The sequence below is a fragment of the Actinomadura spongiicola genome (genome assembly GCF_003432485.1).
Classification (GTDB): Bacteria; Actinomycetota; Actinomycetes; order Streptosporangiales; family Streptosporangiaceae; genus Spirillospora; species Spirillospora spongiicola.
The window spans coordinates 247,217-262,953 of the sequence record NZ_QVNQ01000010.1 but is presented as its reverse complement, the minus strand read 5'-3'; the positions used below and the strand labels follow the sequence as shown (position 1 = coordinate 262,953).

Sequence of the window (15,737 nt, the reverse complement as noted above, 5' to 3'; positions counted from 1 at the left end):
TCCATTTCACCCAGGGAGTAGCCATGCACGCGAGCCAGTTTCTGGTGGTATCGGACGAGGCACTGCTCGACGTCAACGGGAATTTCGTGCGCGTAGCGCTGCACACCGCGTCGGAACAGGTTTACGTTCTGGCCGACGACGTCCTGCAAAGGCTGGTCGACCGGCCCGCCCTGCTGTCGGACGCCGAACGGACCGAACTCGCCGCCGCCGACCTGATCGTGGCGGACTCCCGGGACGAGTTCAGCGAGGTGGTCGAGCAGAACCGGGCCCATCTAGCGCGGCTCACCGACCGCATGTTCGTGCTCATGCCCGCGGCGTACTGCAACATGGGCTGCGGATACTGCGGGCAGAAACACTTCAGGCTGCCGAAGCGCGAGCAGCATCGTGACGCGATCAAACGGCGGTTGGTCGCGGCCGCCGAGGATTCGTCCACCAGTGGGCTGGGCGTCTGCTGGTTCGGCGCCGAACCCATGATGGGGTACGCGCAGATCCTCGACATCTCCGCCACCGTGATCCCGGCCTGCGTCGAGGCGGGAAAACCATATACGGCCAAGATGGTGACCAACGGATCATTGCTCACCCTGGAGAAGATCCGGCGGCTGTACCACGACTGCCGGGTGACGCATTTCGAGATCACGCTCGACGGCGATGCCGAGTCGCACGATGCCCAACGACCTCTCAAGAGCGGGCGGGGCAGTTTCCGCCATATCACGACCGTGATCCGGCAGGCCTGCGACGAGGAAAACCTTCCGGGCCTCCAGTTCAGCATTCGCACGAACGTCAGCCGGGCCAACCAGGACAGGCACACGCGGTTCGCCCGCGAGATGCGGGACGCCGGTCTCGCCGATCCCCGCGTGAGTTTCTACGCGACGCCCGTCCGGGAATGGGGGAACGACGTCTCCGACTACGCGATCGCGCGCCGCGACGCGATCGACATCGAACGCGACTGGCTCGACGCCTACGCCGCCCACGGCCTCCGGGCCGGTGATCTGCCGATCAAACGTCGGCACATGGTCTGCGTCGCCGTGAACAGGCGCGCCGAGGTCATCGCGCCCGAAGGGCAATTGCACAGTTGCACCGAGCAGCCACTGGTTCCCGGACGCGAGAACACCGCGATCGGGCATGTGATGCTCGCACAGTCCGCCGAACTGAGGCCCGAAGGGCGCTACGACGACTGGAACAAGAACCTGCTCGGCGACACGAACGCGTACTGCCCGAGCTGCGCCATCTTCCCCATCTGCGGCGGCGCCTGCCCATTGCTGTGGGGGGAGGGCAAACCGGCCTGCCCGACCACGAAGGTCACCCTGCCGATGCAGCTCACGCGGTACGGTCTCCGGCTCGGCCTGCGCGGCGCGGATCAGCTCCAGCGTCCGGCGAGCACGAGCGTCACCACGGCGCTGAGCACCCGCACACCGTCGCGTGAACCGGGGTCCATTCCGACGAGCTCCCGGACGCGGCGGAACCGGTAGTCCAGGGTCCTCGGATGGATACGCAGCGCGCCGGCCGTGTGCAGACGGTTCATGTCGTGCCGGTAGTAGGCGTCCAGGGTGGCGACCAGGTCGGGGCCGCTCGCGAGCCGCTGCGCGAGAACACGCAACCGCTTGTCGACCTGCGGCATTTCCACGACGCCCAGTTCGACGAACACGTCGGTCACGCCGTGCAGGCGGCGCGGCATGGTGTCGACGGGCGCGACACGGCTGATCCGGCGCGCCAGCGCGACCGCGTCACCCAGGGCCCGGACCCGTCCCGTGGTCGCCCCGGCCGCGCACGGCCGTCCGAGCATCTCCGCGAAGTCGCGGACGAGGCCCAGCGCGCGTTCCTCCATGGCCTCCACGGCCTCCGCGCTTCCCACGTCGCCGCAGGGCAGGACCGCCACCAACTCTTCGGGACGGCGCCAGGTCATCGGCACCCGGTGGCTCTTCAGCAGGGTCCCGACGATCTCTTCACGCCGTTTCGGCAACGGACCACCGGAGACCCGCACGACCGTGACCACGTACCGGTCGGCGAGCCGGATACCGAGGTCCTCGGCGAGGCCGGGCGCCACGGACGTGTCCGCGAGCAGCGTCGCCGCGAGGTCCTCGACGCGTTTGACGAAAGGCTGTGAGCGCTTGTGCCCGCTCAGGAAACCCCGGGTGTAGGCGCGCTGACCGGCCAGCCCGTTGACGGGAAGCCAGCCGATCATCTCCGTCACGTGCGCGACCTCGTCCAGCCCGGCCGCCTCGTGGATCTCCCGCAGGGTGAGCACGTCATGCAGGTTGAGGACGCGCTCCCGCGACTCCAGCGAGACGCCCTGCCTTCCGCGTTGCTCACCGAAGGCCGTCAGCATTCCCAGGTCCTGTTCGGTGAAGGGCGCCGCGTCGGCGGCCAGTTCGGCTTCGCGCCGCCGCAACGTCACCGCGAACTCCAGCATCGCCGCGCGGGCTCGCCCGTCCTTCGCCACCGAACGGAAATCGGGAAGCTCGCTGGTGTAGACGTCCACGGCCCGGCGCGCGTTCGCGTCCACCCGGTCCAAGAGGAGCTTGAAAAGCCCGTCCATCTCCGGTCTCCTCCCGGCTCGCGAACAGGACCTTTCCCACCCATTCGTTCGGCGGGACGATCCGGATGGCGGCCGGATCCGGACGGGGCGGACCGGCGGTGTTCCTCCTATTCCGGGGTCGCCGAGCGCAGCTGCGCGGTGAAGCCGCTTTCGTAGGTCACCGCGACCGCCTGGCCCCGCGTCCGCACACCGAGTTTCTTCAGGACGTTGTGCACATGGGTCCGTACCGTCGTGATCGAGATCGACAGCTGCTGGGCGATCTCGACGTTGGAGGCCCCTCGCCGCAGCAGCAGGATCACCTCCTTCTCGCGGGCGGTGAGGTTGGCCGCCAAGCAGGGTTCCTCATCGGCCGTGGAAGAGGCGTAGCGGGAGAGGATCGTGGGGCGGGCGGCCTCCGGGATGAGCACGGTGCCGCCGGCCACCAGGCGTAAGGCGTGGACCAGCTGATCCGCCGAGGCGTCCAGGGACAGGACGGCGCGGACGCCGAGGGCGATCGCCTCCATGGACCGGTGGGCGTTCTCCGGCTCGGCGAGGAGCATCACCTTGGACAGTTCGGCCAACTCCATGAGTTCACGCTGGTGGGAGATGATCGTGAGGGCGGGGTAGACGACGAGCGTGATGTCCGGCCCGAGTTCCGCGGCGTCCTGGAGCACGCGTTCCCCGACGGTGTGCCCGATGACCTTGATACCCGCCGTGCCCTCCAGCAGTGCCGAGAAACTGGCGGCGTAGATCGGCTTTTCACAGCACAGCAGCAGACGCTGTTCTGTGGATATGTTCTTTATGGCGTCGAGATATGTAAACCTGGCGTCAGCGGAACTCTCCATGGCGAAATCGTAATCCCCCGTCATGAAACTGTTTCTGGTCTTGGACGTCCGGTGGCGGGAACAGGAGCTCGATCGTTGAAACTTCAGCCAGATAGCGGGTTATTACTGTGAGTAGTCGCGCTAGTTACGGTATGCGTTCGGAGTCGATGGCATCTCTAGGCATGATGGCATGACTGCCCTGCTTTGTGGTGATGGTGACTTGTTGGTGGCGAATCTGGCCTAAGGCGGCAACCGGATGACCGGCGGCCTATTCGGCCGCATAAATGATCAACGATGGGGTACTTCTCCAGGTCAGCGGACTCGGACGCGGACGCCATGCCGACCTCGCCGACCGCGCCCAATGGATTCGGTGTCGAGACGGTCCGTGAATCACCGCCGGTCCGCGGCGCGCCCGCGGCACGATTTCGAGGCCCGCGATTGATCGCCGGTCGTGACGTAAGTGATCAACGAGCCGCTCGCATTGGCCCGTGACCGACCGCCCGCGGGGCCTTTTGATCTTGGTGTCGCCATGGACACCGACTTTCCCCGAGCCGGACGCACCCGTTGATCTCGGTGCTCGCCCTCCCGGCCGCCCGGTCAGTGGTTCGTCAGCGTCGTCGTCAGCGTGGTGCACCACAGTCTGAGCGTCCGCCGTTCTCCACCGTCCATCAATGGCATAGGGGGAAGTCGTGAGTGACGTGTACGACCGCTTGGTCGGCCTGCTGGTGAACCGCTTCGAAGTGGACCGGGCCGCCGTGGCACCGGACGTGACCTTCGAGGACCTCGAGGTGGACTCGCTGTTCCTGGTCGAGCTGCTGCTGGTGGCCCAGTCCGAGTTCGCCGGCGCCGACCTCGGCGAGGACCTGGTCTCGCCCTCGGACACCATCGGCCGCGCGGCCGAGCTGATCGAGCGGCGGATCGCGACGGCGGCCTCACCGTGACCCCGGCGGACTTCCTCATCGGATACATCGCCGACGCCCTGCTGGACGGGGACGCCGACGGCCTGCGCGCCGACACCCCGCTCATCGAGCTGAACATCATCGACTCTGCCGCGATCTTCGACCTGGTGCACGCGGTGCAGGGGGAGTTCGGCGTCACCGTCCCGCTCCAGGAGATCACGCCCGCGAACTTCGGCTCGGTCGACGCGATCACCGCGCTGGTCGACCGGCTGGACCGGGAGGAGAAGAGCCTCCGATGACCGAACTTGCGGACGGCGCCCAGACCGTGGTCTCGGTCCGGCGGCGGGTGCTGGAGATCATCGCTTCGAACACGCTGTACGACCCGTCGCGGTTACGACCGGAGAGCCACCTCGAAGGGGAGCTCGGGGTCGACGCGACCACGCTCGACGCCATCCTGGCGGACGTCCGGGACCACTTCGGCCCGGACGTGCGGCTGCCCCGCGACGTGGCGACCCCGCAGGACCTGATCGAGGCGGTGGCGCACGCGACGCGGGCGCCCGCCGCGCCCGTGAACGCGGTCGTGAACGGCGGCGCGGGCGACGAACCGCGGCTGGACGAGGTCGTCCTCACGGTCGCGATGCGGCACACCCAGTACCGGCGTGACCAGCTCGACCTGGACGCCGAACTGGAGAGCGAGCTGGGCATCGACTCGGTGGTGCTCGCCTCCATCATCAGCGACGCCGCGGACGAACTGGGGCTGCCGGAGGGCCTGGCGTCCAAACTCACGGTGCCCACCCTGCGCGAACTCGTCACGGAACTCGAAGCCCACCGCGCCGGCTCCGGCACGTCGCGGCCCCCGACGGAACCGGCCGCCCCGGACCCGGTCACCGAGGCTCCCGAGCCGCGCGAACTCGCGGTGGGCGAGCTGGACCCGGCCCGACCGGAGCCGAGCACGTCCTGGGACGACCGGTCCATGCGCGACTTCATCGACGACCGCGACCCCGACCTGTTCTCCAAGGCGCGGAGCTTCACGTCCTACCTGCGTGGACGCGAGGCCGAACACCTCTACTGGTACGGGATGCCGCTGCGGTCCCGGTGCGTCAACCGCGCCCGGATCCACGACGAGCTGACCGGCCGGACCCGCGAGTTCCTCATGTTCGCCTCGAACAACTACCTCGGGCTCGCGAACCACCCGCGGGTCATCGACGCCGTCTGCGACGCGACCCGCGCCTACGGGGCGACGAACACGGGCTGCCGCATCATCGGCGGCACCAACCACCTGCACAAGGAACTGGAACACCGCCTCGCCAGATTCAAGGGACGGCAGGCCTGCATCGTCTATCCCGGTGGCTACGCCGCCAACCTCGGCGCGGTGTCGGCGCTGGTCGGAACCCATGACGCGGTGATCGTGGACAAGCTCAACCACATGAGCATCGTGGACGGCTGCAAGCTGTCCGGCGGCGTCCGGAAGATCTACGGCCACAACGACATGCGCGCGTTGGAACGGGTGCTGGAGCGCTGCGCGGAGACCGTCCGCGGCGGCAAGCTGATCATCACCGACGGCGTGTTCAGCATGCACGGGGACGTGTGCGACCTGCCGGAGATCGTCCGTCTGGCGCGGCGGTACGGCGCCCGGGTCATGGTCGACGACGCGCACGCGACGGGCGTCCTCGGCGAGCGCGGCTCCGGCACCGCCGAGCACTTCGGGCTCAAGGACGAGGTCGACCTGGAACTCGGCACCATGAGCAAGGCCCTCGCCGGCATGGGCGGATTCGTCGTCGGCGACGAGGAGGTCGTCGAGTACCTGCGCTTCTACTCCAACTCCTACGTCTTCGCGGCGACGATCCCCGCCGGTCTGGCCGCCGGGCTGATCGCGGCGATCGACGTCATGGAGGAGGAGCCCGAACGGCTCGCGCAGCTTTGGTCGAACATCCGCCGGCTGCACGCGGACCTCACCGACGCCGGGTTCGACCTGGAGAACACGCGCAGCGCGATCCTGCCCATCGTCATCGGGGACGAGCGCCGGGCGATGGAGATGGGCCGGGCGGTCCGCGCCCGCGGCCTCTTCTGCCAGACGGTGGTGTTCCCCGGCGTGCCGCTCGGCGACGCCCGGCTGCGGGTGAGCGTGACGTCCGAGCACACGCCCGAGGACCTGGCCCTCGCCGCCCAGATCTTCGTGGACGCGGGACGGGAGACCGGCGTCCTGCCGGCTTCGGGCGGCGCGCGGCGGGAGCCGGGCCGGTGAGCGCGCGACGGTTCGGATCCCTGGACGACGGCCTCGTGGGGCTCCCGGACGTCGAGTCGCCCGAGCACGCGGCGCGTCCCGCCCTCGTGGGACGGCGGACGATCTCCTACGGGGAACTCGCCGCCACCGTGGCCGTGCTGTCCGCCGGGATCCTCGGCCTCGGCGCGCGTCCCGGCGACCGGGTCGCCGTCTGGATGGACAAGGGACCGGAGTACGCCGAGACCGTCCTCGCCGCGCTCCGGGCCGGCTGCGCGTACGTGCCGATCGACGCGGGACAGCCCGCTGCCAGGGCGGACACGATCCTCCGTGACGCGGAGCCGATCGTGCTGTTCACCGACAGGCGCCATCTCGCGCTTCTCGACGGCCTGGAGCCCGCCCCGAAGCCGACGTCGATCGTCGTGGTGGACGGCGTACCGCAGACGAACACGCTGCCCGCCGTCGCCCGCGACGAGTTCCTCGACGGCGCGGCACGGGACACCGCCACGTCGAGGCCGCCGCGGATCACCCCCTCCGACCTGGCCGCGATCCTCTACACGTCCGGCTCCACCGGGACGCCCAAGGGCGTCAAGATCTCGCACCGCAACCTGACGGCGTTCACCGGCTGGGCCCGCCGCGAGCTGGACGTCGGCGCGGACGACGTGTTCGCCAACCACGCCTCGTTCAACTTCGACCTCAGCACCTTCGACCTGTTCGTCGCCCTCTCGGTCGGCGCGGCGGTGTGGATCGTCGAGGACGCCCAGGCACGTGACGTCGCGGCGCTGGCGACCGGCATCCGCGAGCACGGGGTCACGGTCTGGTACTCGGTGCCGTCCATCCTGATGCTGCTCACCGCGTCCGGAGCGCTGACGGCCGAGACCGCCGCCGGGCTGCGTTACGTGCTGTTCGCCGGTGAGGTCTACCCGATGCCGGGACTCCGGGAACTGAGCGCGCTCCTTAACAGCCGGACGGTTCTGTACAACCTCTACGGGCCCACGGAGACCAACGTCTGCACCTACCACCGGGTGCGCCCGGAAGACCTCCGGCGGGACGAGCCGCTGCCCATCGGCCGCGCCGTCGGAAACGCCCGACTCATCGTCGTCGACGAGAACGACGAACCCCTCCACGACCCGGACGCGATCGGAGAACTGATCGTCGAGGGCGACTGTGTCACCCCCGGCTACTGGGGCCGTGAGCCGGATCCGTCCGGCAAGGCCCGGCACGCGACAGGCGACCTGGTGAACCGCGACGCGGACGGCCTGCTCGTCTACCGGGGCCGCAAGGACCGCATGGTTAAGGTGTCCGGCTACCGCGTCGAACTGGGCGAGATCGAGGCCGTGGCGCTCCGGCACCCCGCCATCGCGGAGGCCGCCGTCCTCCTGGAGGGGGACGGCGCCGACGCGCGGCTCGTCCTCTACCACTCCGTCCGCGATGGCGCGGACGCGCCGGGCCTGATCGAGGTCAAAAGACACTGCGCACGGCACCTGCCGACGTACATGGTCCCGCACGCGGCGACCCGGCTGGAGGCGCTGCCCCGCAACGCCAACGGCAAGGTCGACCTCGGCCGACTCCGCGTGCCGGCCTCCGTCTCGTCGGGGGCGGTGGAACGATGACCCGCCCGAACCCGATCGACGCCCACTGGGAAGGTCCCGAGCCGGACACGGTGACGGGAATCCTGCGGCACCACCTCCGACTGACACCCGACCGGCTCGCCTACCGGTTCCTGACCGGCCCGCGCGGGGACAGCGAGTCCTGGACCTACCGAGACCTCGACCTCCGTGCGCGCGCCATCGCCGGACGGCTCCAGCGGGAAGGGCTGCGCAACCGTCCCGTCCTGCTCCTGCTGCCACCCGGCCTCGAATACGTCGCTGGGTTCCTCGGCTGCCTGTACGCCGGGGCCATCGCGGTCCCCGCCTACCCGCCGGACACCGGCCGGACGGGCGCCACGACGGCGCGGCTCGCCGCGGTCGCCCGCAACACCCAGGCCCGGTGGGCGCTGGTGGACGAGGAACAGAAGCACTCCCTGGAGTCCGGTGAGGGAAGCCGGGGCGACCTGGGCGCCACGAACCTGCGCTGGCTGGCGAGCACGGAATGCGGCCAGGACGACGCCGACGCGTGGCTCGACCCCGAAGCGACCCCCGCTTCGCTGGCGTTCTTGCAGTACACGTCCGGGTCCACCGCGACGCCGAAGGGCGTCATGGTGAGCAACGAGAACCTGGTCGCGAACCTGCGCACGATCCACCTGGCGATCGAGCACGACCGGGACTCGGCCCTGGTGTCGTGGCTTCCGCCGTACCACGACATGGGCCTCATCGGCGGGCTCCTCACCCCGCTGTACGGCGGCGTCCCGGGGCACCTCATGGCGCCGCGCACGTTCATCCAACGCCCGCTGCTCTGGCTGGAGACGCTCTCCGGCACCCGCGCGACGACCTCACCGTCCCCGAACTTCGGCTTCGACTACTGCCTGAGCAGGATCACCGAGGAGCAGACGGCCGGACTGGACCTCAGCTCCTGGCGGCTCGCCCTGAACGGCGCGGAGCCGGTGCGCGCCGACACCCTCGACCGGTTCGCCGAACGGTTCGCGCGGTGCGGTTTCGACCGGCGTGCGCTGCTACCGTGCTACGGGCTGGCGGAGGCGACCCTCCTGGTCAGCGGCACCCCGGCCGACCGCGCGCCGCGGATCGCGTCCCTCGACGCGGAGGCGCTGGAGAACGCCCGCGTCGAGACGTCCGTCACGGGCCGCCGCGCCGTCCGCGTCGTCGGCTGCGGACCCGCCGCCGACCGGGTCGACGTGGCGATCGTGGACCCGGCGACGCGCCGTCGCCTGCCCGCCGGACGGGTCGGCGAGATCTGGATCAGCGGGCCGGGCGTCGCCCGCGGGTACTGGCGCGACCCCGACGCCACCCGGGAGACGTTCCAGGCGCGGATCGCCGACGACCCGGACGGCGCCGAACACCTGCGGACCGGCGACCTCGGCTTCGAACGGGACGGCGAACTGCACATCGTCGGCCGGTTGAAGGACGTCGTGATCGTCCAGGGGCGCAACCACTATCCGCAGGACGTCGAGCTGACCGTGGAACGCGTGGACGAGGCGATCCGGGGCGGCTGCGGCGCCGCGTTCGGCGTCGACGTCGACGGCGCCGAGGAGATGGTCGTCGTCTACGAGGTGGACGGCCCCCGGGTCGGCGACCCCGGGACGCTGCTGGCCCGGATCCGCGCGGCGATCGCACGCGAGCACGACGTCTCCCCGCACGCCGTCGTCCTGGTCAGGAGGGCGTCGGTCGGCAAGACCACGAGCGGCAAGATCCAGCGGAAGGGATGCCGGGAGGCGTTCCTGACCTTCGGACTGCCGGTCGTCGCGGCGAGCGTGAGCCGCGAGACCGGCAGTGGGCAAGGCGGCGCCGACCGGACGAGAATTCTCGAAACAATCGAATCCACCGTTCCCGGCACGACGACCAAGCTCCAAGACCTCGAACGCCGCGACTTCGCGGACCTCGGCCTGACCTACCCCGCGCTTCTGGACCTGGCGAACCGCCTCGACCGAGAGTTCGGCCTGCGGGTTCCCCTGGGCGACCTCCTGGCCGAACCGTCGATCCCCGCCCTCCTGAGACTGCTCGGCGCCGACGCCGCGGCCCCGGCGCCCGCCGCTCCGCGAAGCACGACCGACATCGAAGAATGGCTGGTGGAGAAGGTCGCCGCCCGGCTCGGCCTGCCCGCCGGGGCCATCGACACGACCGTCCCCTTCGCGGATCTGGGCCTGGCGTCCAAGGCCGCGGTCGGCATCATCGAGGAACTCGGAACCTGGCTCGGACGCGACCTGCCGTCGAGCACCGTCTTCGACCGACCCACCATCCGGGACGTCGCGCACCGCCTCGGCGGCGAACAACAAGACGACGAACACACACCTCCCAAACCGAAGCCCGAATTCGACGACGCCGCGGAGCCGATCGCGGTCGTCGGCCTCGGCTGCCGTTTCCCCGGCGCGCCCGACCCGGACGGCTACTGGCGCCTTCTCCTCGACGGCAGGGACGCCGTCACCGACGTGCCCCCGGGCCGATGGGACGTCACCGGAGTGGAGGCCCCGACCCGTGGCGGCTTCCTCGACCACATCGACCGTTTCGACGCCCGCTTCTTCGGAATCTCCGCCCGCGAGGCCGAACGGATGGACCCCCAACAACGGCTCCTCCTGGAGATCGCCTGGGAGACCTTCGAGAACGCGGGCATCGCCCCCGACGCCGTCGCGGGCACCGACACCGGCGTGTTCGTCGGCATCAGCAGCCACGACTACGCCGACCTCCAGACGTCCGACCACCGGTCGATCGACGTGTACGCCGCGACGGGCACGGCCCACGCGGTCGCGGCGAACCGGCTGTCCTACCAGTTCGACCTTCGCGGCCCGAGCCTCGCGATCGACACCGCCTGCTCGTCCTCGCTGGTCGCGGTCCACGCCGCGTGCCGGAGCCTGCGCGCCGGGGAATGCGACATGGCGCTCGCGGGCGGCGTCAACCTCATCATCAACCCGGCGCTGTCGGTGGCGTTCGCCCGCGGCGGGATGCTGTCGCCGGACGGGACGTGCCGCACCTTCGACGACGCGGCGAGCGGCTACGTCCGTGGCGAGGGCGCCGGGCTGGTCTGCCTGAAACGACTCTCCCGCGCGCTCGCCGACGGGGACCGCGTCCTGGCGACCATCACCGGTGCCGCCGTCGGGCACGGCGGGCGCGCCAACGGCCTCACCGCCCCGAAGGGATCGGCGCAACGCCAGGTCATCGAACAGGCGCTCGCCGAGGCGGGCACGGACGGCCGCGCAATCGACTACGTCGAGGCGCACGGCACCGGCACGGTCCTCGGCGACCCCATCGAATGGGAGGCGCTCACCGAGGTCTACGGCCGGGACCGCGCCGCGGACTCGCCCTGCCCGGTCGGCTCCGTCAAGGCCAACATCGGGCACCTGGAGGCCGCCGCCGGGATCGCCGGGCTCATCAAAGCCGTCCTGACCGTCTGGCACGGCGAACTGCCCCCGCAACTGCACTTCACGACCCCGAACCGGCACCTGCCCTGGGACGGGTCAGGCCTCACCGTGCTGACCGGGCGCGTCCGCGTCCCACCCTCCCGCGTTGCGGTCAGCTCGTTCGGGTTCGGCGGCGCCAACGCCCATGTGATCGTGGCCCGCCCGCCCGAGGCACTTCCGGCGACGGCCCCGCCGAACGCCGAGCGGCCGGTCCAGGCGCTGGGCCTGTCCGCCCACACGCCGTCCGCGCTCGCGTCCCTCGCCCGCAGGTACCGGGCGCACATCGCGGCCAGCCCGGACGTCGAACTCGCTGACCTGTGCCACGCCGCGAACACCGGACGCGCGGCGCTCGGCCATCGCGCCGTCGTCGTGACCAGGTCGATGTCCGACCTGGACGGCGCGCTCGCCGCGCTCGCCGCCGACGAGGCGTCCGCGGACGTCCTTCGCGGGGAGCGCACGGCACGTGCCCCGAAGGCCGCGTTCCTCTTCAGCGGCCAGGGCACGCAGTATCCAGGAATGGGACGCGGACTCTACGAGTCCAGCCAGGCCTTCGCCGCCGTCATCGACCAGGCGGACGACGTGCTGCGGCAACTCCTCGGCACTTCTCTCCGCGACCTCCTCTTCACCGGTGACGACGCGACCGAGCTGAAGAGAACCCGCAACTGCCAACCGGCCCTCGTCGCCGTGGAGGTCGCGCTCGCCCGGCTCTGGGGCGCGCTCGGCGTGCGTCCTGCCGCCGTGCTCGGTCACAGCGTCGGCGCGTTCGCGGCGGCCTGCGTCGCGGGTGCGCTTTCCCTGGAGGACGCGCTGACCCTCGCCGCGACCCGGGGCCGTCTCATGGACGAGTTGCCCGGAGCGGGCGCCATGATCGCCTGCGCCGGAGAGCCGGAGCCGATCCAGGCAGCAGCAGCCGCACACCCGTCCGTCACGGTCGCGGCCGTCAACGCGCGAAACCACCTCGTCCTGTCCGGGCCGGTGGAAGAGATCGACGAACTGGCCCGGGACCTACCGGACAAGGGCGTCGTCGTCCGCCGACTGGCCGTCTCCCACGCCTTCCACTCGCCGCTGATGGCCGGTGCCGCCGACCCGCTACGGGACGCCGCGCGCCGCATCACCGCCAAGGAGCCGGACATCCCGTGGATCTCCGACCACACCGGGGAGCCGATGGGCCGTCCCGACCCCGGCTACTGGGCCGACCATCTGCTCGGCACGGTCAGGTTCGCGGACGGTCTCGCCGCGCTGCGCAGGCTCGGCTGCGACACGTTCGTGGAGGCCGGCCCGCACCCCACCCTCCTCGGCCTGGCGCGCACCGGCCTCGCCGGGGACGCCGAGTCGGCGCTGTGGCTGCCGTCCCTGCGCCGCAAGGCGGACGACTGGCAGACCTTCCTCCGGTCGGTCGGCCGCTGGTACTGCGCGGGCGGGGACGTCCGCTGGTCCGGACTCGACGCCGGTCACCCGCGCCGGCGGGTCGCCGTGCCGCACACGGTGTTCGAGCGCGGCACCTACTGGCTCAAAACACCCTGGTCAACAGGCGGAAACGGGACGGCCGAGCCGCGAAGGGAACCCGACATGGACGGCAACGGATACGCGCACCCCACCAGGACGGCGCAGACGGTGACGCCCGGCGACGGCGCAGCCAGGGTCCTGGCGTACATGTCCAAGGTCTGCGGTTTCCCCGTCGACCAGATCTCGCCCCACGCTCACGTCGGCAGCGAACTGGGCTTGGACTCGCTCATGAAGGGCGAGCTGGAACGGCACCTCGCCCCCCTGTATCCCGACCGCGTCGCGGAACTCCGCCACACCCTGCCCGAGGACTTCACCGTCGGCCAACTCTTGGACGCCCTCGGCCTCACGGTCGCGCCCCAACCCGCGATGACGGCTCCACCGGCCCAGACGTACACCCCCGCGCCCGCGCCCGCCCCCGTCCCGGACACGTCCCGGACGGTGAAGATCCAGCGGCGGTTCGAGGACTGGGAGGAATACGCCGCGATGCTGGAACGCCTCCGGCTGATCGAGGCGAGCGGCCCCAACGCCTACGAACGCGTCCACGAGGGGTTCAACTCCGGCCTGATCCAGATGAACGGCCGCCAGATGGTGAACTTCTCGGCGTTCAACTACCTGGCCCTGTCGGCGCACCCCCGGCTGCGCGCGGCGGCCAAGGCCGCGATCGACCGTTACGGGACGTCCAGCTCGGCGACCCCGCTGCTCTGCGGGGAGACCCCGCTGCACCACGAGCTGGAGGCGGAGATCGCCGGTTTCCTCGGCGCCGAGGCGGCGATCGTGTTCGCGGGCGGGCACGCCACCAACGTCGCGACCGTCGGGCACCTCTTCGGCCCCGAGGACCTCATCGTCCACGACGAGTGGATCCACGACAGCACGGTCCGCGGGTGCATCCTGTCCGGCGCGCTTCGCCGGCCGTTCCCGCACAACGACTGGCAGGCCCTCGACCGCGTTCTCACCGCGACGCGCGGCCGGTTCCGCCGCGCCCTGGTGGTGATCGAGGGCGCCTACAGCCAGGACGGCGACCTGCCCGACCTGCCGGCGTTCATCGAGGTGAAGCGGCGACACGACGCGATGCTGATGATCGACGAGGCGCATTCGCTCGGCGTCCTCGGCCGCACCGGACGCGGCGTCGGCGAACACTTCGGCGTCGACCCGAACGACGTCGACCTGTGGATGGGCACCCTCAGCAAGGCCATCGGCAGCCTCGGCGGCTACATCGCCGCCCGCCGCGAACTCATCCGGTTCATGAAGTTCACGACGCCGCTCTACATCTTCAGCACCGGCATCTCCCCGGCCAACGCCGCCGCGGCACTCGAAGCGTTCCGGGTCATCCAGGACGAGCCCGACCGTGTCGCGCGCCTGCGCGGCCTGGCCGAGCATTTCCGGACGGCGGCCCGCGCACGCGGCCTGGACACCGGTGTCTCCCGCGACACGGCCGTCATCCCGATCATCGTCGGCGACTGGGCGCGGGCCATGGAGATCTCCGCCGCGCTGCTGGAGCGCGGCGTGAACGTGATGCCGATCGGCCACCCGGCCGTGCCGGCCGACAAGTGCCGGTTGCGGTTCTTCGTCAACGCCGACCACCGCGAAGCCGACCTCGACCGCTCCCTCGACCTCTTGGTGGACGTCATGGACAACGCCTCACCCCGGCACCGTCGGCACCAACCCACCCCCGGCTCCGTGACCGTGCCCCCGCCAAGGGCGGCCGTCCGGACCCAGGACCGGGACCGGCCCGCGACCGAACCGCCGCCGTCCGGTACCGCCGACGTGCTCGTGGCCGGTGCGACCGGGTTCATCGGCGGCCACCTGACCCGCCGGCTCACCGAGATCGGGCACCGGGTGCGGGTGCTGGTCCGCGAGGGCGGCGACCGGTCGGCGTTCGCCGACCTGCCCGTCGAGATCGAGCGGGGTTCGCTGACCGACCTGAACGCGCTGCTGCGCGCCACCGCGGGCGTCCGGTACGTCTACAACTGCGCGGGCAAGTCCGCCGACTGGGGGCCGTGGGAGGAGTTCGAGCAGGCCAACGTCACCGGCTGCAAGAACCTGGTGGACGCCGCTCACCACGCGGGCACCGTCGAACGGTTCGTGCACCTCAGCACCACCGACGTGTACGGGTACCCGGTCCGGCCGTGCGACGAGAGGACCGAGCCGAAGGACGTCGGCCTGCCCTACAACCGCAGCAAGCTCCTCGGGGAGAAGGCGGTGATCCGGGCCGCCGAACAGGCCGACGTGCCGCTCACCGTCATCAGGCCGGTCTCCGTGTACGGGCCGGGCAGCAAGGACTTCGTCGTCGAGATCGCGGCACTCCTGAAGAGCCGGCAGATGGTCTACGTCCGCAAGGGCAAGGCTCCGGCGGGCCTGCTGTACGTCGCCAACCTCGTCGACGGGATGATCGCCGCCTGCGGTTCGGAACAGGCGGCGGGCGGGATCTACAACCTGCGCGACCCCGAGATGACGACGTGGCGGGAGTACATCGAGGCGCTCGCGGACGGTCTCGGCGTCAAACCGCCGTCGGTGAGCCTGCCGCGCCCGCTCGCCGCAGGCGTCGCCGGAGCCGCCGAACGCGTGTACGGGACGTTGCGCGTCCGGTCGCGTCCGGTCCTCACCCGGCACGCCGTCCATCTGCTGGAGCGCGACCAGTCCTTCCCGATCGACCGGGCCCGCGAGGACTTCGGGTTCAAGGCCGCCGTCTCCTTCGAGGAGGGCATGGCGCGCACGGTCGAATGGCTCCGGTCCCCGGCCGGGCGCGAGCTCCTGGGCGGCTGAC

8 protein-coding genes are annotated in these 15,737 nt (G+C 70.8%); 6 read left to right on the top strand and 2 right to left on the bottom strand.

From position 1 onward, the window contains the following. Nucleotides 1–23: 23 nt before the first annotated feature. Nucleotides 24–1,469: a radical SAM/SPASM domain-containing protein gene (locus D0T12_RS28790; protein WP_117403418.1), complete on the top strand. Its 1,446-nt coding sequence runs from the start codon at nucleotides 24–26 to the stop codon at nucleotides 1,467–1,469. Here the strand turns inward: D0T12_RS28790 and D0T12_RS28785 are convergent. Beyond that, nucleotides 1,358–2,536, bottom strand: a complete 1,179-nt coding sequence (locus tag D0T12_RS28785) for a PucR family transcriptional regulator (RefSeq protein ID WP_117403416.1) — start codon at nucleotides 2,534–2,536, stop codon at nucleotides 1,358–1,360. The two genes, D0T12_RS28790 and D0T12_RS28785, sit on opposite strands and share 112 nt — an antisense overlap. A gap of 107 nt (nucleotides 2,537–2,643) precedes the next feature. Beyond that, nucleotides 2,644–3,360 carry a response regulator transcription factor gene (locus tag D0T12_RS36800; protein ID WP_117403414.1) on the bottom strand — a complete coding sequence of 239 codons (717 nt, stop codon included), beginning with the start codon at nucleotides 3,358–3,360 and terminating at the stop codon, nucleotides 2,644–2,646. A gap of 668 nt (nucleotides 3,361–4,028) precedes the next feature. Between D0T12_RS36800 and D0T12_RS28775 the strand changes: the two genes are divergently transcribed. The 5 genes from D0T12_RS28775 to D0T12_RS28755 are packed head-to-tail and all read left to right on the top strand — an operon-like array spanning nucleotide 4,029 to nucleotide 15,736. Beyond that, nucleotides 4,029–4,280, top strand: coding sequence for an acyl carrier protein (locus tag D0T12_RS28775; protein WP_117403412.1), 252 nt, complete (start codon nucleotides 4,029–4,031; stop codon nucleotides 4,278–4,280). Then, a complete protein-coding gene (locus D0T12_RS28770; RefSeq protein WP_117403410.1) occupies nucleotides 4,277–4,537 on the top strand; it encodes a phosphopantetheine-binding protein in 261 nt (86 codons plus the stop codon). The genes D0T12_RS28775 and D0T12_RS28770 overlap by 4 nt, the downstream gene beginning before the upstream one ends. Then, entirely contained in the window at nucleotides 4,534–6,483 is a 1,950-nt protein-coding gene (locus D0T12_RS28765) for an aminotransferase class I/II-fold pyridoxal phosphate-dependent enzyme (protein WP_117403408.1), read from the top strand. Before D0T12_RS28770 ends, D0T12_RS28765 begins: the two co-directional genes overlap by 4 nt. Further along, complete coding sequence (locus tag D0T12_RS28760; RefSeq protein WP_199487757.1) at nucleotides 6,480–8,072, top strand: amino acid adenylation domain-containing protein; 1,593 nt, start codon at nucleotides 6,480–6,482, stop codon at nucleotides 8,070–8,072. Before D0T12_RS28765 ends, D0T12_RS28760 begins: the two co-directional genes overlap by 4 nt. Next, entirely contained in the window at nucleotides 8,069–15,736 is a 7,668-nt protein-coding gene (locus tag D0T12_RS28755) for a type I polyketide synthase (RefSeq protein WP_117403406.1), read from the top strand. The genes D0T12_RS28760 and D0T12_RS28755 overlap by 4 nt, the downstream gene beginning before the upstream one ends. Nucleotide 15,737: the final 1 nt, after the last annotated feature.

Bases quoted from the DNA above. Each gene is read 5' to 3' on its own strand.
- D0T12_RS28755 (WP_117403406.1), top strand. From the start codon at position 8,069: ATGACCCGCCCGAACCCGATCGACGCCCACTGGGAAGGTCCCGAGCCG.
- D0T12_RS28790 (WP_117403418.1), top strand. From the start codon at position 24: ATGCACGCGAGCCAGTTTCTGGTGGTATCGGACGAGGCACTGCTCGAC.
- D0T12_RS28785 (WP_117403416.1), bottom strand. From the start codon at position 2,536: ATGGACGGGCTTTTCAAGCTCCTCTTGGACCGGGTGGACGCGAACGCG.
- D0T12_RS28765 (WP_117403408.1), top strand. From the start codon at position 4,534: ATGACCGAACTTGCGGACGGCGCCCAGACCGTGGTCTCGGTCCGGCGG.
- D0T12_RS36800 (WP_117403414.1), bottom strand. From the start codon at position 3,360: ATGGAGAGTTCCGCTGACGCCAGGTTTACATATCTCGACGCCATAAAG.